At 55.1% G+C, this 21,179-nt stretch carries 14 protein-coding genes and 1 pseudogene; 6 read left to right on the top strand and 9 right to left on the bottom strand.

Annotation, left to right across the window (positions count from 1 at the left end; all coding sequences use genetic code 11):
- Positions 1 to 449: 449 nt before the first annotated feature.
- From ACR0B0_RS19810 to ACR0B0_RS19795, 4 genes and pseudogenes are all read right to left on the bottom strand, one after another.
- A complete protein-coding gene (locus tag ACR0B0_RS19810; RefSeq protein ID WP_480649261.1) occupies positions 450 to 1,628 on the bottom strand; it encodes an acyl-CoA dehydrogenase family protein in 1,179 nt (392 codons plus the stop codon).
- A 192-nt stretch (positions 1,629 to 1,820) separates the two neighbouring features.
- Complete coding sequence (locus tag ACR0B0_RS19805) at positions 1,821 to 2,840, bottom strand: AraC family transcriptional regulator (protein ID WP_170351982.1); 1,020 nt, start codon at positions 2,838 to 2,840, stop codon at positions 1,821 to 1,823.
- 128 nt (positions 2,841 to 2,968) lie between these two features.
- A pseudogene (locus ACR0B0_RS19800) lies at positions 2,969 to 3,754 on the bottom strand (acetyl-CoA C-acyltransferase); the annotation flags it as partial.
- Between the two features lie 35 nt (positions 3,755 to 3,789).
- Positions 3,790 to 3,999, bottom strand: coding sequence for an enoyl-CoA hydratase/isomerase family protein (locus tag ACR0B0_RS19795; protein ID WP_254440287.1), 210 nt, complete (start codon positions 3,997 to 3,999; stop codon positions 3,790 to 3,792).
- A gap of 1,670 nt (positions 4,000 to 5,669) precedes the next feature.
- Between ACR0B0_RS19795 and ACR0B0_RS19790 the strand changes: the two genes are divergently transcribed.
- The 3 genes from ACR0B0_RS19790 to ACR0B0_RS19780 all read left to right on the top strand — a co-directional run bounded on the left by ACR0B0_RS19790 (position 5,670) and on the right by ACR0B0_RS19780 (position 8,608).
- On the top strand, positions 5,670 to 7,232 hold the full coding sequence (locus ACR0B0_RS19790; protein WP_480649259.1) for an arylsulfatase: 1,563 nt from the start codon (positions 5,670 to 5,672) through the stop codon (positions 7,230 to 7,232).
- Between the two features lie 127 nt (positions 7,233 to 7,359).
- Positions 7,360 to 7,734, top strand: a complete 375-nt coding sequence (locus ACR0B0_RS19785; protein WP_480649257.1) for a DUF4345 domain-containing protein — start codon at positions 7,360 to 7,362, stop codon at positions 7,732 to 7,734.
- A gap of 16 nt (positions 7,735 to 7,750) precedes the next feature.
- A complete protein-coding gene (locus ACR0B0_RS19780; protein WP_170414467.1) occupies positions 7,751 to 8,608 on the top strand; it encodes a DUF302 domain-containing protein in 858 nt (285 codons plus the stop codon).
- A 162-nt stretch (positions 8,609 to 8,770) separates the two neighbouring features.
- On the opposite strand, the gene ACR0B0_RS19775 is transcribed toward ACR0B0_RS19780, so the two are convergent.
- A complete protein-coding gene (locus tag ACR0B0_RS19775; RefSeq protein ID WP_170351978.1) occupies positions 8,771 to 9,637 on the bottom strand; it encodes a LysR family transcriptional regulator in 867 nt (288 codons plus the stop codon).
- A 95-nt stretch (positions 9,638 to 9,732) separates the two neighbouring features.
- On the opposite strand from ACR0B0_RS19775, the gene ACR0B0_RS19770 reads away from it, so the two are divergent.
- Positions 9,733 to 11,040: an aminotransferase class I/II-fold pyridoxal phosphate-dependent enzyme gene (locus tag ACR0B0_RS19770; protein WP_480649255.1), complete on the top strand. Its 1,308-nt coding sequence runs from the start codon at positions 9,733 to 9,735 to the stop codon at positions 11,038 to 11,040.
- 339 nt (positions 11,041 to 11,379) lie between these two features.
- Here ACR0B0_RS19770 and pcaF read toward each other — a convergent pair whose 3' ends face one another.
- Together pcaF and ACR0B0_RS19760 are read right to left on the bottom strand one after the other, a co-directional pair.
- Complete coding sequence (pcaF, locus tag ACR0B0_RS19765) at positions 11,380 to 12,582, bottom strand: 3-oxoadipyl-CoA thiolase (RefSeq protein WP_170362754.1); 1,203 nt, start codon at positions 12,580 to 12,582, stop codon at positions 11,380 to 11,382.
- 378 nt (positions 12,583 to 12,960) lie between these two features.
- Complete coding sequence (locus tag ACR0B0_RS19760; protein ID WP_480649253.1) at positions 12,961 to 14,385, bottom strand: phage head spike fiber domain-containing protein; 1,425 nt, start codon at positions 14,383 to 14,385, stop codon at positions 12,961 to 12,963.
- Positions 14,386 to 14,982: 597 nt separating this feature from the next.
- Here ACR0B0_RS19760 and ACR0B0_RS19755 point away from each other — a divergent pair.
- Positions 14,983 to 17,067, top strand: coding sequence for a GumC family protein (locus ACR0B0_RS19755; protein WP_480649251.1), 2,085 nt, complete (start codon positions 14,983 to 14,985; stop codon positions 17,065 to 17,067).
- 188 nt (positions 17,068 to 17,255) lie between these two features.
- A complete protein-coding gene (locus ACR0B0_RS19750) occupies positions 17,256 to 18,017 on the top strand; it encodes a glycosyltransferase family 2 protein (RefSeq protein ID WP_480649249.1) in 762 nt (253 codons plus the stop codon).
- 200 nt (positions 18,018 to 18,217) lie between these two features.
- On the opposite strand, the gene ACR0B0_RS19745 is transcribed toward ACR0B0_RS19750, so the two are convergent.
- Positions 18,218 to 20,044: a BCCT family transporter gene (locus ACR0B0_RS19745; RefSeq protein WP_170351972.1), complete on the bottom strand. Its 1,827-nt coding sequence runs from the start codon at positions 20,042 to 20,044 to the stop codon at positions 18,218 to 18,220.
- Positions 20,045 to 20,165: 121 nt separating this feature from the next.
- Entirely contained in the window at positions 20,166 to 21,173 is a 1,008-nt protein-coding gene (locus ACR0B0_RS19740; RefSeq protein ID WP_170352002.1) for an Ldh family oxidoreductase, read from the bottom strand.
- Between the last annotated feature and the right edge of the window lie 6 nt (positions 21,174 to 21,179).

Raw genomic sequence — 21,179 nt, 5'->3', positions numbered from 1 at the left:
AATAGGGTTGCCCGAGGGGGAAGGCAGTGTCTTACCCCTGATGGCCAGGGGCGTTTGGCTTGTCCAAATCCCGTTGTCTCACAAAACAAAAGCATGAGCGCAGTACGCTATGCCACCGTTGGGAACGTTTACCTCAACACTCAATGGTCGGCAAAAAGTTTGATGTAACTGTTCTTAGTTCAGAGCGTCGTTAGAGGCTTTGAGCCCTTACCAGGCCTTCTCCCATTCCAATAACTTTTGCTCATGCAGCAAGCCACGAACCGCAATATGCGGACAGTCTGAGTGGCTTAGTTAGAGGCAGAGAAGCGGACAAAGGTTGAATTCGCTGCGGTTGCACCAAGGTCTGCAATATCGAGTAACCGGCCGCATATGCGCGGCTGGTCTTTCAATTTTACCGCTCTCTGAGGAGATTTTCAGGTCGGTTCCGTTTCTCCGGCGGGTTGGAATGTTCAGACAGTCTCACCAAATCCTTTCGGTACTGGCAGATCAGGCAAGGACGCCGCTCGTTTTTGCAGGGCCCGCCCGATAACTACACGGCTGATTTCGGTTGTCCCGTCCACAATCCGCAGCATTTGCGCGAGGCGGGACAAACGATCCAGACCATAAGGCTGCAGCAGACCCATGCCGCCCAGCACTTGCGTGCAGGTATTTGCAGCCTTCACTGCGGCATCTGGCACAAACCGTTTGGCATGGGCGGCCATCAGTGGGCCCTCGGGCGTGCCAAGGGCCTCTGCCGCCTTGCGGTACAGTAGCTTCGAGGCTTCAAGATCGGTCGCAACCTCGCCCAGCATCCACTGGATCCCGTCCAGATCGAGGTTCCTGCCACCAAACATCTTGCGGTTCTTGGAATAGGACAGCGCCGTATCTAATGCAGCTTGCATCAATCCACAGCATCCTGACGCAATCGAAACGCGGGCAATATCGATCGCCATGAGTGAGCCTTGCAGGCCCTGGCCAATGGGCAGGATGATATTGTCTTCGCTCACCACGACATTGTCCATGTACATCTCGGCCAGAGGCAGGAAGTTGTAGGACGGGGTGTCGTAGAGCGGGCCAAAACTGAGGCCCGGAGCGTCGGCGGGAATGGCGATCATCGCCATATCCTTGTGGCCGGGTGCATCACTGGTTTTGACCACGGTGAAATAGATATCAGCCTCGGTCGCCAAGCTGACCCATGCCTTCGCACCGCTGATCGTCCATGTGCCGTCATCATTGATCACGGCTCGCGAATACATGTTTGTGGCATCCGATCCCGATTGCGGTTCGGTCAGCGCAAAGTTCGCCAGTTTGCGGCCAGAGGTCAGATCCCGCGCCCACTTTTCCTTGAAGGCATCTGTGCCATAGCCGCAGCCCGCGAAGGTGCAGATGTTATGCATCGACAGGGCAAAGGCATAAGCGCCATCTCCGAGCCCCAGTTGTTCGTAGACCTGAATGCCCTCTGAAAGTGGCAAGCCCTGGCCGCCAAACTCTTCGGGGGCGTACAGCCCAGTCAGGCCAGCGGCCCCGGCCTTGTCCGACGCATCACGGGGCCATGTCTTCGTGGCGTTCCAGGCGTCCACATTTGGCAGGATGACCTGCTCGGCGTGGTCGCGTGCGGCCTGGAGTATGGTGGCGAGTTTGTCTGACATTGGTGGATCCTTTCAAGGGCGATTGTTCTCAGATGACGCCACAACCCGGCAATCGTGGATGGCCAGACTGATGAGCTATGAAGGCGAAACTTCAGTTGAAAATGCTTCTCTGCGGCAAGATTTAGCGAGCCAGCCCGTTAAGCTCTATCTCGTGCGCTGACAGATAATTGTCCAAAAGTGACAAATGGCCGCTTATGTTTGTGATTTGCGGTATGAGCTGGGCGTGCTTCCGGTCCAGCGTTGAAAGGCCCGGTGGAAATTGGCCGCCGACGAAAATCCGACATCATGTGCGATGGCTTCAACGCTTTTGCGCCCCGCCTGAAGATCACGGATTGCGATGTCGCGCCGCAGGGCATCCTTTATGGCCTGAAACGACGTGCCATCCGCGTGTAGCCTGCGGATCAGGGTGCGCGGGGTCATGTGCATTGCGGATGCTGTCTGTGTTAAGGTCGCCGAATCCCAACCTGTCTGACCCAGATACGTGCGCACCCGCAGCGATTGGGTGTGTTCGCGGGAAGAGGTAAAAATCCAGTCTCGCGGCGCGTTTTGCAAAAACCGGTCAAGATCAGCTGTGCTTCGAGTCTGCACAGGGCCCATTACATTCGGATCAAACGCGATGGCGGTGGCGGGTTGGCCAAACCGCAGCGGTGCAGGAAAGATAATCGCGTAATCCTGATCAAAGTCCGGGCGATCAAACGCGAAATCAACGGCCTTAACCGGAACCTCATGCCCTGCCAGCCAAGACATGAGCCCGTGGGCAAGTTTGAGGATCAGCATATGTCCAAACCGCTGAAGCGGCACTTCGCCTTGTGGTTTCAGGGTAAGCACCAACGCGTTGTCGGCGTCCTCCAGATCAAACTGATAATCATCCAGCAACAAGTTCCAGAACGTTGAAAACCGGTAGAGCGCCGATGCAAGAGACGTGGCTTCCCTGACAGTGGTCAGAAGATGTTGCAGGGCCCTCGGCCGGACGGGTCTGCTCCAAAGCCCCATCATCTCATCACCGGTCTCGACTGCGGCAAGTTGATAGAGGCAAACGATCTGATCCAGCGTGACGCGACCATTCGGCGAGCGCGTATCCGCGTTCAGACCGGACCGGCTAAGCAGCGACGCCATCTGCGCCTCTGGGCACAGGGCACGCAGCGCCGCCAGCCAGTCATCGACAAACTGGCTGGAAACCGTGGAGAGGATCGTTGGCGTGACATTGGTCATAACGCCTCAGGAGGTATCACCAATTCCGGTCGACATGAAATGCAGGCTTGCAGATGGCGGCTTTCGCAGATGACAGAATGTCAATGACTCAACCAGATAACGCTCTGCTTGAACTCATTTCAGTGTGGTCAGGCGACTTCGAACAGTGCTGCGGCGCCCATGCCTCCGCCGACACACATGGAGGTCACCACGTATTTCACGCCACGACGCCTCCCCTCAATCAGAGCATGCCCGACTTGTCTCGCACCTGTCATGCCGTAGGGGTGGCCAATCGATAGTGCACCGCCGTTCACGTTGTAGATTTCGGGATTGATCCCAAGATGGTCACGGCAATACAGAACCTGGCAGGCAAAGACTTGGTTAAGCTCCCAAAGGCCGATGTCTTCAATGCGAAGACCTGCATTCTTAAGCAGCTTTGGAATTGCAAAGATCGGGCCAACCCCCATCTCTTCCGGTGCGTTTCCTGCAACAGCCATGCCGCGATAGATACCTAGCGGTGTGAGGCCCTGCTGCTCAGCCACTTTGCCTTCCATGAGCACGCAAGCCGAGGCACCGTCAGAGAGTTGGCTTGCGTTTCCGGCAGTAATCACGCCTCCTTCGACAACCGGGTTCAATGCCCCAAGTGTTTCAGCCGTCGTGCCCGGCCGGTTGCCTCCGTCTTTTGACAAGGTCACCTCGTCCAGGGTTTCCTCTCCGGTTTCGCGGTTCTTGACCCGCTTTATCGCAGTGATCGGAACGATCTCGTCACCAAAGGCGCCAGCGGCCTGAGCCCGGGCGGTCCGACCTCGGGAAAGTGCAGCGTATTCATCCTGGGCGTCACGACTGATCCCATAGGTCCGCGCCACATTTTCCGCCGTCATCAGCATCGGCATATAGGCATGTTCAGATTGGTCGAAAACGTTTGGATCATTTGCGTTGCCGCTTCCAGCCCGGCAATCCGTGGCAGCCTTTAGGTGCCCCCGGCGCCTGGCAGCAGCCCCAGCTTGATCTCTGGCAGCCCCATCAATGCATCCGGCGTGGCGACACGGTAATCACAGGCAAGTGCGATCTCCAGCGCGCCGCCCATCGCGGGACCTGCTATCGTGGCGATAATGGGTTTCTTCCTGGTTTTAATCGTTACACACAGGTCTGGCAGGTCCGGCTTGTCCCAACCAGCCATATGTACCCGTCAAAAACGCAAACAACGCCAACAGGTAAAGGGCAGCGAATACGATGGTGGTTATTCTACAAACCAAGTCGAGCTTTACACAGAACGAGTCAGTGCTGCGCAACCGTACTCAGCTACGCACCAAACTGGTCACAGAGCGCCTTCGTCGCCAAGGAACTCGATACCAGCTGTCGCGCCATCACTGTAAGCAATACAATTCCAAGGAGCACGGTCCTCACCAACGCCGACGGTTACTTGTGTTCCCGCCTCGCTAAACGCAGACGATAGCACCACGACTTGCGAATTGTTCGTCGTATTGGCGACATCTCGCAGACATGCCTGCTGGGCAGGAGTCAGTTCTGAGGACGCAGTAGAGCTGCCAGTATCTTCACATGCTGCAACGGTTAGAGACCCAATTAGTACAGCTGTGGGGGTCATAAATCTCTTCATTCTTGTTCCCTCGTTGGTTCTGCCTAACATTTGGTCAAAGATGCGCTACAAAATCAACTATTCGATTGTGTCGACATTTCTGCGCAATTGCGGGCGCTAAACGGGAATGATCTTTTTCGATGGCAAGAGTCTTTCGGGCGGCAGGTCCATTCAAGCTTCCGTTTTGGGCACGATGCATGCCGTAGCTGAAGCACTCTAGAATGACGATAACGCGGGACTAAGCCGCCTCTTACACGGCCGTCAATTTAAGCCGGAAAACCTCGTCTCATGATCAGAGCTTTTTGCATTTACTAACTTTCTGAACGGTGTTGTGAATTTTGGCGTAAAATCACAAGCCGTTTTGCGGAATATCTTTATATCGGCTGTGTTCCTGCGCGGGCGTAAAGTCCCGAACAGACAAATAGACTGGTCTGTCCCATGACCAGACTATCCCCGCGTTGCCAATCATCCCAGATTAGGGTGACGCGGGGAACTTTAAATCCAAGCGGCGGTCCTTGCCGTATTAAGCTTAACCCAATCCAATAGTGATTTGTGAGGGGGTAACGAGTTACGGCCTCGCCATTGTGCGGGGCCTTTTTTGTTGAAGGTAAAAAAGGCCAGCTTCACAATGCGGATCCACTCACACACTTGCATTGCGAAGCTGGCAAACAACTCTCCTACAGGGGGATGGTTAGTAGGAGGTGGCAGCACAATTATGGGACTGTGCAAGGCGAAATAACTACAGAATGACAGGATGCGCTAGGCGTTCATCGGTATAGGTTGGGTATCCGAAAGTATAGTTACACTCGACCAAGCTTAATCTGCGGTGCCAGCTTCGAAACACCCTCTCCGCACGGTGCAAAAAAGCTATACACCAGAACTTTCGGAAGGAGATGCCCGCCGGAGACGGCGGCATAGATAGGATATCTGACGTATTTTATGAAAACTGGAAGCGCCCAAAGCAGCTAGATACCTATTTTTTTCGGTTTTTCCGAGAGTTTACTACTGATGGCTTGGCCTAACTCACAATTCTGGCTCTTTTGGTAGGCGCCAAACTTGACACAAAAGGAAGGTCTGTATTGGGCTCGAACCCGTTGTTCGCTAAATCGCGACGAGTGTATGTTTGCAGACTTTGCGGCCGAAGATGTTTTAACACAAAATATGTTTGGCCTGAAAAGTTAACGAATTAAACTGTTCCTCCAAGCCGATGTTTTTCCTATCGTTGGTGAGAAATTGCGTGTCGGGAGGTCTTAATGAACAAGCTTATCTCAGTAGCGGGTGCGGTCTGCTTTGCTTTCACTGGAGCTTGGGCCGACGAGCATACCCCGCCCAACATTCTTGTCATCATGGCAGATGACCTGGGTTGGGCGAGCGTCGGCGTTTACCACGGAGGTGTCAAAAGCATCGAGACGCCGAACTTGGATCGCCTCTCGTCTGAGGGCGCTCGTCTCACAGATTATTATGCCGAGCCAAGTTGTACTGCCGGTCGATCAGCTTTCATGACCGGACAGTTGCCTATTCGGACTGGTATGCACACGGTAGGGCTGCCGGGGGATCCGATAGGGTTAAACCCAGATGATCCGACGCTTCCAATGTTCCTGAAAAAATTAGGGTACACGACGGGGCAGTTTGGTAAGAACCACTTGGGCGATCTCAACGAGTTCCTACCGACTACAAAAGGTTTCGACGAGTATTGGGGCTGGCTCTATCACTTGAATGCCATGGAATATACGTCTGATCCGGATTGGCCAGACGATCCAGAATTCAACGCGCAATTCGCACCGCGCAACATCATTCATTCTTTTGCCACAGACGAGGAGGACGAAACAGTCGATCCGCGATTTGGAAAAGTCGGGAAGCAGCGCATCATTGATGACGGACCTGCGCCGCCGGAACGCCAAAAGACTTTGGATGACGAAGTGACATCTTACACGAAGGACTTCATTTCTCGTGCAGTTGAGTCGGACACTCCGTTTTTTGTCTGGATGGCTCCAGCCCGTGCACACGTCTGGACCCACCTCAGCCCCGAATACGAAGCTATGTTGGGCAATGGGCGCGGACTTCAGGATGTTGTCATGAAGGAGTTGGATAACAACGTTGGTAACGTTCTCAGCCACCTTGAAGATCTGGGAGTCGCCGATAATACCATAGTGATGTTCACTGCCGACAATGGCCCGGAAACACTGACGTGGCCTGATGGTGGTACGACACCGTTTCATGGGGAAAAGGGTACTACCTGGGAAGGTGGCTTTAGAGTTCCTGCTATTATTCGCTGGCCGGGCAAAATTCCTGAAGGACAGGTTTTGAACGGCATCTTCAGCGGAATGGACTGGATGCCAACATTTGTAGCTGCGGCTGGAGGTCCGACAGATCTAAGAGAAAAGCTCCTAGAGGGATATGAAGGCTATAAAGTGCATCTCGATGGCTACAACCAACTATCTTACCTGACAGGTGAGGACGAAGAGAGCAATCGCCGCGAGCTGATTTACTATCAGGGTACGGACCTCCAAGCCGTACGCTACAACGATTGGAAAGCGCACTTTGTCGTTCAAAACCACGGCTGGTCAGGCCCGAAGGAAGAGTTGGTCGCCCCCTTGCTTTTCAACCTTCGCCGCGATCCTTACGAGAAAGCAGCGGAGGAAAGCGGGATGTACGTCCGCTGGATGGGTGAGAAAATGTGGGCATTCGGCCCAGCCGCCCGACTAGTGCAGGCACATCTCGCTACCTTCGAGGAGTTCCCTCCGCGCGGGAAGCCGGTCGCCAATCAAGACCATGTTGAAGAACAGACATCAACCGAAGGCGGCATCTCTCAGTAGAGGAAGCGAGGCAACCAATACGCCTTTCTCACTGCGGCGTGGGCATCCGGCTCGGATCATCGGATGCCCCAGAAAACCGATTAGGAATTTTGCAAAAAAGCGAAACCTCTACGAGAAGGAGTCCTCCATGAGTGCTAGATTAGTCCTTCTGCTTGCGGCCGTTGGCCTCGTGCCAATCGCGTTATCATACGGTCTGATGCCCGGCAGTTCGGTCCCAGCTTTGCTGGGATTTCCGGTGGAAGGGACCAACCAAACCCACGTGTTCCGCGCGATTATGGGTCTTTACCTGGCAAACGCGTTGTTTTGGTTGGCGGCCGCTTCGAAACCAGAATTACAACGCCCCGCGCTGTGGGTACTTTTTTTGTTTATGTCGGGACTGGCCGTTGGACGCATGCTAAGCATTCTTATCGATGGAGTTCCAAACGGGTTACTTCTATTTTATCTTGCGGCCGAGATAGCTTTTGCAGCTCTTGCGGCGGTTTCCCTGAGAAAAGTACAATGAAACAGGAAGTGTCAAAGTGCTGAGGTTTTTCTTTGTTCTCTCGATGATTACAACTGCGTCGGTTTCGACATCCGGTCTGGCACAATCGTCATCTGTCCAGACTGCGGTGGACAAAAATTTTTTAGAACTTGAGACTGCCGTTGACGAGGCGGGGCCTACTCCAATCGCATCGATAGACCACTCGCGTCTGGCTAAAGCCGAAGGTGTAGAAATGCCCGCGTCTCGTGTGCTCATTTTCTCTGATCCTGAGATAAACACACCCATTCTGAAAGAGACCGTGCGAGCAGGTTTGGACCTTCCTTTTCGCGTTCTTTCCTTCGATCAGGATGATCGCCCGCAGATTACCTACACGGACTCCCAGTTTCTCAAAATCCGGCATGGGCTCACGGACGCGTCTTCGGTGCGTGTATTTCAGAGCAAGATGCTCGAAGTTTTAAACGACTTGGATGCAACACCAGCGCCGACCAACGGGTTGTTTGCCGACTATGGCGTCATCGAACTGCGATCTCAGCTCAGCGTACCAGAGGCAGTCGAACGTCTCAGGACAGCTGTGATGGGACAGGACGATACTGTCTGGTTTGGGGAAATCGATTTTGCGACCGAAGCATCCCAACTAGGGGTGGAACTGCCGGATGCAGTTCTCTTACTGTTCGGCGGACCAGCACCCGGTGGCGTAGCTATGGCGGGCTTTCCGGCAATTGGTTTGGATGCCTTTTGCCAAAAACTTTTGGTTTACGCGAATGAAGAAGGCGGCTCCGTAGTCATATTCAATGACATCGCTGCCCTCGCGGAGTTGCACTACGGTTTTTCAGCCGAACCTCATCACGGATTGAACAAACGGCTTACCGCAACATTTCGCACGGCAATTGAGTAGCCGCTGTTTGGAAAACGCACTAGAAACCCGTTACCGATTGGCCATCTTTTCGTCGTCCGCTTTGGGCTCTTCTCCCTCTTGGGACACATCGCAGAGAAAGGCCGGTGCGAGCCCAAACCTACGAAATGCTGCACCACGCTCGAATGGGGGCCTTGGGAACTTCTAGTAAAGCAGCGAAACGACTTGATCAGTTTCGGGTCTTCGCCTCGAGTCTTCGGGCAGTCGAGCGCACAAATGACGCCCCGTATGGCAGGTACGCTCGCTGGTACGTTTCAGCGAACCGTTCGCGAGCGCTTCTTCGATCAGGCACAGGTGCCCGATCAAGACGCCGGCACCGGCTTTGGCCTCTTCCACGGCAAGGCTGTAGAGGGAAAACTTCGGACCGTGTATCGGATCGCTTGTGGGCGTGGATGTCGCCTTTGACCAAACGGCCCAGTCATCTGCCCATGTCTGGTCGTGCAGAAGCGTCGTTGTCTCGAAGTCTACGACCCGTTCAAGAAGCGCGGGTGCGCACACCGGTACAATCTCATCGGCACAAATTGAGACCTGATCGGGCGATCCATCGGGCACATCGAAGAAAATCGCCAAATCGAACAGTTCTCTCGACAGGCTCGGCGGGGTTTCCATGGCGGTGACCGAGAAGTTGATCATGGGCAATTGCGCTCTGACCTTGCTCAGTCTTTTCGGCAACCAAAGCTGAGCGACGGAAGGAAGGGCTGCGATGTGAAAATCCACGTCCGGACCAAGGTTGCGCAAGGCGCGCGTTGCATCCGCCAACGCGTCAAAGGCAGATGTGAACCTTGAGACCAGCGATGCTCCGGCCTTCGTCAACTCCACCCCTTGAGCGTTACGGCGAAAGAGTGACATGCCTGCCCAATCTTCCAACGTCTTGATATGCTGAGAGATCGCGCCGGGAGTGACGCAAAGCTCATCCGCAGCCGCAACAAAACTCACATGTCGCGCAGCAGCTTCAAATGCCCGCATGGCGTTCAGCGGTGGGCCCTTCGGGCGTTTGGGGGCGACGCTCATTTCTTAGCCTTAGATTTTCTACGCCCAGAAATAGCAAATCTGCTTTGCGCTGTCACGCTCAAGGCGCCAGATTGGTGCAAACAGGAGGATGGCGTATGACACTTGCACAACGAAACTGGGTTCCCATAACGAGTGAAACTCTGGTTCAGGGCATTGCCAACAAGGCTGCGTCCACGTCCTCGGCCGATCTTCTGGCCCGGGTTCAGACACTCGCTGAGCGGAACCGTGTGATCCACGAGGAAGAATGCTTCAACCTCAATCCGGCGACCAATGTTATGAACCCCAAGGCAGAGGCGCTCTTGTCGTCAGGTATCGGATCGCGTCCGTCCTTGGGCTATCCTGGTGACAAGTATGAAATGGGATTGGAGGCGATCGAAGAAATCGAGGTTATCACCGCCCAGCTTTGCGCAGAGGTGTTCGATGCCAGTTTCGCAGAGGTCCGCGTGCCCTCTGGCGCGATTGCCAACCTGTATGGCTTCATGGCGACCTGCAAACCGGGTGACACGATTATCGCTCCGCCCGCGTCGATTGGTGGGCATGTGACGCACCATATCGCGGGCTGTGCGGGGCTTTATGGCCTGCGCACGGTCGAGGCTCCCGTAAACAAGGATGGCTACACGGTCGATCTGGATCAGCTTCGCGCATTGGTCCTGGCCGAACGACCCAAGCTGATCACCATCGGCGGCAGTCTGAACCTGTTTGAGCACCCTGTGGCCGACATTCGTACCATCGCGGACGAAGTCGGCGCTAAGGTCATGTTCGACGCTGCCCACCAATGCGGGATCATAGCGGGGCGGGCGTGGTCGAACCCGCTGAAGGAAGGCGCGCATTTCATGACGATGAGTACCTACAAAAGCCTTGGGGGACCGGCCGGGGGACTGATCGTCACCAACGATGCCGAGATCGCAAAGGCGCTGGATGCCATCGCGTTCCCCGGGATGACTGCCAATTTCGATGCTGCGAAGACGGCCGCTCTTGCGGTGACCATGCTGGATTGGAGGGACTTTGGGAAAGCCTATGCCAGGGGGATGATCGCAATGTCGCAAGCATTGGCGACCGCATTGGACACAGAGGGCGTTCCGGTCTTTGCTGGGGCCGAAGGCTTTACGAACTCCCACCAGTTCGCCGTATTGGCCGAACCCTTTGGAGGCGGTCAGGCGGCGTCGAAAAAGCTGCGCCCGAATGGGTTTCTAGCTTGCGGCATCGGACTGCCATTGGCCGTGGTTGACGGCGATATGAACGGATTGCGCATTGGCACGCCAGAACTGGTCCGTTGGGGCATTACGACGGCCGATGCAGGTCAGCTTGCCGCGCTAATTAAACGCGGTCTCAACGGCGAAAATGTTGGAGAAGAGGTGGCGTCTTGGAGGCGAAACTTTGACACTCTCTGCTTTGTTCACTGAGACAGAAAGCGGACATTTATGCATTCTTGGCGAACGTCAAGAAAGTTCGCGTCTCGTTGGTCCGATCGGCTTGCGGCGAATGCTTTTGGTTACATTCCTTCCGGAATTGTCACTGTTCCTCCCGAAGATGCTTATGGGCTTCCAATAGTGACGCAATAATCTGGAAGCTGGTTGCGCCGGAGTCGAAAGGCTCCGGCGTTATTCTATTTTGAAACATCTATTTAGTGTTGGACCGCCCCGAGGTTGAGGCAAAGGAGTTACGCACCGGACACCTGCATTGAAATCTCTATCGGCCAGTTTTTTCTGCGTCCTCAGCTCTACCGAGCTTTCGTAAATCGATCAGACGGCTTCCAGCGCGATGGCGATACCCTGACCAACACCAACGCACATGGTGGCCAGCGCGCGTTTGTGGCCACCCAACGACAGCTCCAGTGCCGCCGTTCCAGCGATCCGGGCCCCGGTCATGCCCAGCGGGTGCCCCAGAGCAATGGCCCCGCCATTTGGATTCACATGCGCGCTATCCTCGGCCAGACCTAGGCCGCGCAGAACTGCGATACCTTGCGCGGCAAAAGCCTCATTCAGTTCAACCACGTCGAAGTCTTCGGGTTTCAGGCCCAAACGGGCGCACAGCTTTTGCGTGGCCGGGATCGGACCGATACCCATAATCCGAGGTGCCACACCCGCCGACGCCCCGCTAACAATGCGGGCCATCGGGGTCAGTCCGTATGTCCTGGCGGCATCAGCCGAGGCGATGATCAGCGCGGCAGCCCCGTCATTGACGCCCGAGGCATTGCCAGCCGTGACTGTTCCACCATTACGGAAAGGCGCGGGCAGGTTGGTCAATTTTTCCAGCGTCGTGCTGCGGGGATGCTCATCGGTTGCAAACAGAACTGGATCGCCTTTTCGCTGCGGCAGTTCGACCGGAGTAATTTCCTGTGCCAGCCGACCCGACGCGATAGCTTTGGCCGCGCGCTCTTGACTGCGAAGCGCGAATGCGTCCTGCGCGTCACGCGTCACATTAAAATCCTCGGCGACGTTCTCAGCAGTTTCCGGCATGGAGTCGACACCGTACTGTGACTTGATCACCGGGTTGATAAAGCGCCAGCCAATGGTGGTGTCATAAACAGCATTCGCTCGTGAAAAGGCGCTTTCGGCCTTGGGCATAACAAAGGGTGCGCGCGACATGCTCTCAACCCCGCCAGCGACCACCAGGTCGGCATCACCACAGCGGATCGCCCGCGCGGCGTTGATCACAGCATCCATACCGGATCCACACAGGCGGTTAATGGTCGTACCGGGGACAGCCACAGGCATGCCCGCAAGCAGCAATGACATGCGCGCCACGTTGCGATTGTCTTCACCGGCCTGGTTGGCGCAACCGAATATCACGTCATCGACAGCATCCCAGTCAACGCGTGGATTGCGCGCCATCAAGGCACGTATAGGAATCGCGCCCAAATCGTCAGGGCGTACCGGGGCCAGAGTACCACCAAAACGGCCGATCGGCGTTCGAATATAATCGCAGATATAGGCTTCGGTCATTGAGTTCACTTTCCTGCATGAGCCGTGGCGACATGGGAAACGGGTCGTTCGAAACGTAGGCTCGAGGGCATTTAAAAACAGTTTGAAAAAAATGGGAAATCCGAAATTTAACTTGTCCAGAATTTCTGGGCTGGTCACTCGATTACATAGACAGGTGGCGCGGCCGTCTGACATTCGGCTGCACTTGCCTTGTTTCGGTCGACAAGCAAGAGCGCTGACCGATCCCAGACCTGACCAATCAGCGGGCAGCAATTCGCCCAACTTTGGCCCGAGCTTAAACCCGCGCATTGGTTTCGGTTTGGCGGAATACCTCCTGCGGTCAACCGCAAGAGGCGATTTCTAAGCAAATCCACTCATCGAAGAGTACCAGTTTGCGCTTTAACTCCTGACCGCCGCCCTCAGCTCAAGAAATTTCCGCAATTGCTCGGTTTCCGGTCCTGACAATGCGCGTCCAATTGCGCCATAGGCATAAAGAGACGCACCACCCGGCACCACCCTGTTACCCGCCCCGATAAGCTGGCCGCCACGGATCGTGACCCCGTTCTCATCTGCCCAAAATTCAGTGACGTCCGATCCCAGGTCAGGGAACTCAACGACAAGTTCGTCGTCAATTTGATCATTCGAAAGATACCAGAAAGCGCGCTGTCCAGATTCAGTGACGTCATACTGATTGATACGGTTCTGGTACGGTGTCGGTGCGGATCCGATTTCTAGCTGAGCCTGTGCAAGCAGAATGCCCTTCACACCATCCCCCAGAACATCGACTCCCATTTCCTCTCGGGGTCGAAGATAGAGGTTTTTATTGCCCGTGCCGCTGTAGTCCAGTTGTGTGGATACCCGGAAAAGACCGCCGCCAAGGCTTTTAACATAAGCTGAACCGGACAGGATTGCGCCCGTCGTCAAATCGACTTCGAAGGCCCCGCGCGACGCAGCAAACCCGTCGCCACCAGTAAAGTGCAGGATTGGATATTCCGCCGCCGAGGCGACAACAGAGAATGTCGCGGCCTGTGTGGCTTGGACAGCCGAAGGCAGGGCAACAAATGTCAGACCACTCTGGCCGACCTTCGCCGCCAGTTTCACCATCTCTATTTCTGGCGTTCCCAGTGCAGTCGCAGTAAGAGATCCAGCACTATCGTTCCACCCTGCGAAACTCGCAGAGTTGTCCATCAAGTTCCTGATCCCACTCATCGGGTGCCGGGCAAGAAAAGGGCGCTGGTCGTCATTAAATTTCTGCGCGGCGTGGTATCCGGGAATGCTACGGGCCGCTATATCAGCAATGGTTATATCCGTCGGTCCCGATCGCCGCTTGATGCTAAGGTATTCTACCTTCGATTGTATAATAACGCTGTGCCGGCCTATTGTGGTAGGCAAGGGCGGGTTGCCCGTCACACCGCTGATAGACAGGCCACCAAAGCCATATGCGGTCACTGTATATTCTAGTCGGTACCATTCTCCGACCGTTAAAATATCAGTCTGCACGACGTTTGAATACGACCCATCGGGTGAGTGGATGCGCACTTGTCCGTTTGAAATGGTTGCATCACCGTTCGTATTCCAATGAGCCTCACCATCGTTTAACCCCCCGTCCGTGACAGCGTCAGGGCCAGGTTTAAGATCGTTCGATTTATCCAGCATCAACCCCACCGGTTGACCCGGACCCAGTATGGGCATCGTCCCTGCCCAGTTCTGAAACAGTGAGCGCATATCGGCGGGGTCGAGCCAAAGCGACGGGTTCAAGTTTTTAATACCGCCAGGACCATTGCGCGTCGCCAATGATGTGATGGAAAGGCCAAGATTAATCATTATTAACAACCCCTTTCACTTCATCGGTTGTTTGATGCCTGGGTTGATTGACAAAGGCTGGTTCAGCCTTGCTGGCAATTACTGCGCGGGACATTCTGTTGATCTCCAACTTATTGGATTGGTGCGACTTCATTGGATGAGATGCCAATTTGCCCTCAGATTTCCGTAGCTGCGTGTTCAGAAACCCGGGCTTTGCGGGTACTCATTCTCACTTGATGCATGACGTTAGCATTCAGTCATGGGTTGAGACTTGATCGTTCTTCACCCGGAATAATTTTCTAAGATTATTGATTTTTAATTAGGCGACCGTACGGGTTGATCGGAAGTCATGCGCCCATAGTCAGATAAGGGGGAAGTGGCTAGAAGCCTGGTTTGAACCGACCCAAACAGCAGTCATGAAATGCAGGGGCAAGGTGGTTTTCACCGCGGCTTTTTGAACTGGCAGTTTGGCATACGGGCGGGCCTTTATTTATGCGCTGGAACCTTGTAGAGAGCGGCTTCAAACGCGTTTCGCGTGTATCCGGCATTTGGGATAAATTATTTGATATGAAGCAATCTCCAATACACGAAGCACAGTTCAATTCGAGCCGGTCACCAATGGGTGACGCGCCAGAAGATGACGTGGTCGATTTAGGAGTTTTGATAGGCACATTATGGCGTGGAAAGTGGATCATTGCCCTGGCCACCGCCATAGCCATTTTGATCGGAGGGTATTACGCCTTTGTCGTCGCCGTGCCACTATACAGGTCGACTGCGGTGGTCATGCTGGAAACCGATCAAGCCAGCGTGGTTGACCTTCAAAGCGTAGTGGGCGGTCTGGCCGGAGACACCGCTGAAGTCAATTCCGAATTGGAAGTGCTGCAGTCCCGCGGCCTGATAGGCAAGGTCGTGGACAAGCTGGACCTCGTTTCTGATCCCGAGTTCAATTCCGATCTTCTGCCGGACTCGGCACTCGATGGAGTCAAACAGTTCGTCAAATTAGTGCTTGGCGCCGGAAGCGACCCCGAGCAGGTGGCCGAGGAATTGACTCAGCAGAAAACCCGGGACAGCGTGATTACTGCCCTGCTCAAGAAGCTCTCGGTCAAAATCGTGCCGCAAAGCTTGGTGTTCGAAGTTACGGTCGAGACGGAATCGGCACGCAAGTCAGCTCTGATAGCCGACACGATCGTCGAACTATACGTACTGAACCAGATCGAGGTAAAGTTTGAGGCCACCGAACAGGCGACGGCGTGGCTGACCGACCGTGTGGCCGAGCTGCAAGTCGAATTGGAAACGGCTGAGGCAAAAGTCAGCGACTTCAATGGGACGACTGCGCTGATCTCACCCGAAGCTCTACAGTTGCAGGAAGTGCAATTGAAAGATCTTCGTGAACGTCGTGTATCTGCCGAGGCAACCCGTGTCACGGCACAGTCCCGGTATGACGCACTGTCTTCCGCAGACAACCGCGCGGCTCAGGCTGAAGCCAGCCAGGACCCGCAGTTGCAACGTCTTTTCACGCAAATCGAGGATTCCGGTACGGGCGAGACAGTCTTTGACACCGCTTTTCAACGCCTTCTCGCGCGCACAGCGCTTGAAGTGCGGCGGTCGACGCAGCAGGTTCAGGCCCTGACACAATCGGCAGAAGACCTTGGGCAAAAGATCGCGCAGCAGAATGCGGACCTGATTACGCTGCAGCAATTGGTGCGTGAGGCCGAAGCGGTTCGGCTGCTTTATGAGTATTTTCTGGCACGGCTGAAAGAGACATCGGCGCAGGAAGGGATTCAAAAGGCGGATAGTCGGCAATTGTCACGCGCCGTTATTCCCAGCATCCCGACTTCGCCCCGAAAATCCCGAATGCTAATGCTCTCGGCCATACTGGGCCTCATGCTGGGCGGCGGGTTCGTCTTGTTGGCTGAAGCGCGACGCAAAGGCTATCGCTCTGCGCAGGATTTGGAACGCAAGACCGGCTACAGCGTTTTGGGTCAGATCCCGATCTTTCCTGCACGCGGGCGCCGCAAGGTTCTGGAATATCTGGCCGACAAGCCGTCCTCTGCCACGGCCGAGGCGGTGCGCAACCTGAGAACTTCGCTGATGCTGTCCAACGTGGACCGCCCGCCACAAGTTGTGGTTATGACCTCATCGCTGCCGGGCGAGGGGAAGACGACAAATTCACTGGCGTTGGCCCAGAACTTTGTCGGTATCGGCAAAAAGGTCTTGCTGGTCGAAGGCGATATCCGACGCCTGACCATGACAGCGCAGCTCAAGGGCGCACCCCAAAAAGGGATCGTGTCGGTTCTGTCCGGGGACGCCACGCCACAAGAGGTCATCTTTCAGGACCCGTTGCTGAACTGCGATATTCTGGCTGGTGAAGAGACCTCGGTGAATGCGGCGGACCTATTTGCATCAGAACGGTTCAAGGTTTTTCTGGACGACATGCGCAAGCTCTATGACGTCATACTGATCGACACGCCGCCAACATTGCTGGTATCCGACGCACGCCTGATTGCACGCAATGCGGATGCGGTGCTGCTGACCATCAAGTGGAATGACACATCCGCGCAAGACATCACCGAGGCAATGCGCCTGTTCCACACCGATAATCAGCGCTTAACCGGTCTTATTCTGGGTCAGATCAATGTCCAAAGCGCCAAGCATTACGGATATTCCTACGGAAGATATGCGTCCAAATATTACAGCGATTAAGGCTGTCAAAACGTCTTGGTTTAACGTGCGATTGACGTTTCAGTCGTTGCTGGCAGGACGGATCATTGCGGGGATGCAAAAAGGTAACCAGCCTCGCTTTCTGGTCGAACCTCAGCAAGGCTAAGTACGCTGCGGTTACGACGTTGTGAAAGATTGATATTCACGTTTGTTATTCTTTGGAATTATGCATGAAATTTTCTATCCTTACAGCAGTTTGGAACCGTGCGGCCACCCTTCCAGATGCCTTGCAAAGCCTGGATACACAAACCTACGACAACTACGAACATGTGGTTCAGGACGGAGGCTCTAGTGATGGCACGCTAGAGCTGCTCAATGCCCGAAACGATCCGCGTATGCGGCTGGTCAGTGAAACAGATCGGGGCCTTTACGACGCACTGAACCGCGCCACGGACCGAGCAACCGGTGATGTGGTCGGGTTGCTGCATTCTGATGACTTTTTTGCACATGCAGAGGTTTTGAATCGTGTTGCACAGGTCTTTGAGGAAACCGGCGCAGACGCGGTCTATGGTGATCTGGAATATGTGTCCGCGCGGGATTCCAACAAGGTGGTGCGCCATTGGGTTTCTGGACCCTATGGCCCGCACAATCTGAAACGTGGATGGATGCCACCACATCCGAGCTTATTTATCAAACGCGATGTCATCACGCGGTGGGGTGGTTATGATGACAGCTTCCAGATTTCAGCAGATTATGACAGCATACTGCGTTATTTCGGCCAGGGCCGCATTTCAGCAGCCTATCTTCCGGAAGTTTTGGCCAAGATGCGCCTTGGCGGGGCCAGCAACGGCAGCGTCCGTCGAATTTTCAGGAAATCGACGGAAGATTATAAGGCAATCCGGCGCAATCAGGTTGGCGGTGCGCCCACTCTGATCATGAAAAACGCGCGGAAGGTGCCGCAGCTATTTATGAATAAGCTGAGATCAAACTAGGCTTGCACAGCTCATGCTTCGGGGCGGGCAAAGTGATTTGGTTGACCACGTCTAGGTCCACGCGGGCGACCTACGCAGCCCTGTCGATACTGAACCCACCGCAAATTTACGATAGTTCCAGACCCATAATAAGAGCTGGACAGACGCAAAAAAAACGCCGCCCTAGGGGGCGGCGTTGCTGATTGGTTTATTGGCTTAGGTTATTCAGCTGCCTGTGTTCCGGCGTCTTCGTGCCTGTCCCGCTGCCCGTCGCGATAAAGCGCCTTGGCCAGAGAAATACACATCAAACCCATCACCATAGTGAACGGCAGCGCGCCGATGATCATCGCATTGCGCAATGCGTCCATCGGGTTGTTCTCACCCGCTGCCAAGATCAGCGCACCGATTACGGCGGTCAGAATCACACCCCAAATGATGCGATGTTTGACGCCGGTCTCCTGACTGCCACCCGACATGATTGTGTTCATCACCAAAATCCCGGAGTCCGCAGAGGTAACCAGGAAGGTCATGATCAGGATCACGCACATGACGTTCAGCATTGACAACAACCCACCGTCGATCATGTAGGACAAAGTCACGAACAGCTTGTTGGTGTTCGACGCCCCAATGATCGCGCCCTCGGCCGCGCCTGCCAGTTCCAGATCGATCGCGGTGCCGCCCAGGACTGTCATCCAGGCAAAGCACACCAATGCCGGTGCGAACACGCAACCCAGGATGAACTCACGCACGGTACGACCCTTTGAGATGCGTGCCAGGAACAAGCCAACGAACGGCGAGAACGCGATCCACCAAGCCCAATAGAACGTGGTCCAGCCCGACTGCCAACCAAACTGACGGCCCTGTTCACCGGCTGCATAAGCTGCGGCCAGAGTTGCTTCGTCCAGTTCAGCTGCTGCACCTTCCAGACCGCTCTTGAAGCCGTCAAAGCTGCCCCAGGCGTTGGTAGCACCCCCCATCAGGTCTGCCGCATGGGCCTGTGCTTCTGCGGGCAGTGCTGCAGCAAAAGCTTCTGCCGACAGCGGCCCATAGGCGCCAAAGCTCAGCGAGATGAAGTGGAAGATATAGTCGACCATCGCCGAACCATAGGTGGTCATTGCAAAGACAAACGAGCCGAACACCACAAAAGTTCCCAGCAGGATAATCGACAACACAAGGTTCAGGTTTGATAGATACTTAACCCCGCGGCCGACACCCGAAACCGCCGAAATGATCGAAAGTGCCATGATAACGACCAGACCCGCGATCAAGCCCACCTTGGATGGTGCCGGAACGTCTCCGCTCAGGTCCATTACCCATTGCATACCGGTGATCGCATAGACCCCGTCGATAAACTGGCTGACACCAAAACCAATGGTGACCGAAACACCCAGGATGGTCGCAACCACGCCCAAAACGTCAACCACATGACCAAGAAAACCGTTCATCAGCTTGCCGAACAGCGGCGTCAGCGCCGCGCGGATCGTCAGTGGCATGTTACGCGTATAGGCGTAGTAGGCCAGAGACAGGCCCGTCACCACATAGATCGCCCAGGCGTGAAAACCATAGTGCAGGAACGTATAGCGATAGGCCGATTGGATCGCCTCGGGTTCATTGCCCGGAACATCCCCGGCAACCACAACGGGGTTTGAGCCCCACAACCCCAACGGTTCGGCCGTTGCAAACACCATCAGGCCCACGCCAAGACCGGCCCCGAACATCATCGAGAACCACGAAAAGTTCGAAAACTCGGGCTTTTCTCCGGGTGTGCCCATGACACGCTTACCGGTGCCCGGAAGGATGGCCACCACCGCCAGAAACAAAAAGAAAAAGCCCACGATGATGACGTAAAAGCCGTTGAAGCTCTCCAGTAATTTGCCGTTCCAGCTGCCCAGGGTGCCGTTGGCATTGGCCGGAAAGACCAAAGCCCAAAGCACCAGAGCAACCATGATCGCCTTGCTTATCAGCGCAATCGGGACGCTGTAGTTCTCATAAAAACCATCATCCGCGGTCTTTATTTCTAAGTCCGTAAACGGTTCCTTTATCGACATCTCTGTTCTCCCTTGTCGGTAAATGGCCTTTTTTATTTTTCGAAGTGCGCCATTCCCGCCAAATCTATAGGGGGTGCGCATATCAGTTTGTTATTCTCCGTCCGTTTATTGCCCTTTCGCGTCACAAAAGCGCACGGATCTTTTCAAGAAGGGCAGCGTTCACTGCGACACCTTCCTTTGCAGCCCCTTCTCTGTATGTCTTGCGACCGTCGCCTGGCAGGCGGGCACCGTCTTGCGAGCGGACCGACTCGATAAGAGCGGCCAGCTTGTCCTGAAACAGCCCGCCCGAAGTCGCCTGTGGGTCAATGGCAATAAAGAATTGACCGGTTTTCGGCGGGCCACCAGCCGTACCCGAGAATGGGCTGGCTACGGAACCCAACGTCGCACCCGCCATCGCAGCAGCCATCAGTTCGACGGTCAGGGCAATGCCGACACCCTTGTAACCGCCCGATGGCACCATCGAGCCTTTCAGACCAGCCTCGGGGTCGGTGGTGGGTTGGCCATTGGCGTCCAGCACCCAGCCTTCGGGCACAGATTTGCCTTCGCGGGCGTGCTTCATCACCTCGCTCTTGGCAATTGTGCTGGCGGACTGATCGATCAGCAGCGCGGCATTGCCATCGGCATCGGGGGCGGAAATCGAAAATGGATTGGTGCCGACAACGGGTTTCGCGCCACCCGACGGGGCAATCGAGGCAGGGGCATTGGTAAATCCGATCCCAAGCAGCCCGGCCTGCGCCAACCGCTGTGTATGCACGCCCAGAACACCGCAATTATACGAGTTGTTGACAGCCAGAACTGCAACGCCTTGTTCACGCGCTAGCGGGATCAGTTTCTCGAACCCCAAATCAATAGCACTATGGGCAAAGCCAGTGGCGGCATCCACTGTGACAACGGCAGGGCGAGGCTGTGTGACCACCGGTTTTGCAGTGCCGTCCACCTTGCCACATTCGACATGCTGAGCGTAGATCGGAATATAAGCCAACCCGTGTGACGCCACCCCATCCGCTTCGGTCATTGCAGTGGCGACCGCCAAAGGACGCGCGTTTTCCTCGGATGTTCCGGCTTTGACAAGCGCGCGAAAGGCCAGGTCTTCAATCTCGGACAGTGACAGGGTTTCAGTGGCGATCATCATATA

Source organism: Ruegeria sp. BA12 (assembly GCF_056539625.1).
This window is presented reverse-complemented; position numbering and strand designations above follow the sequence as displayed.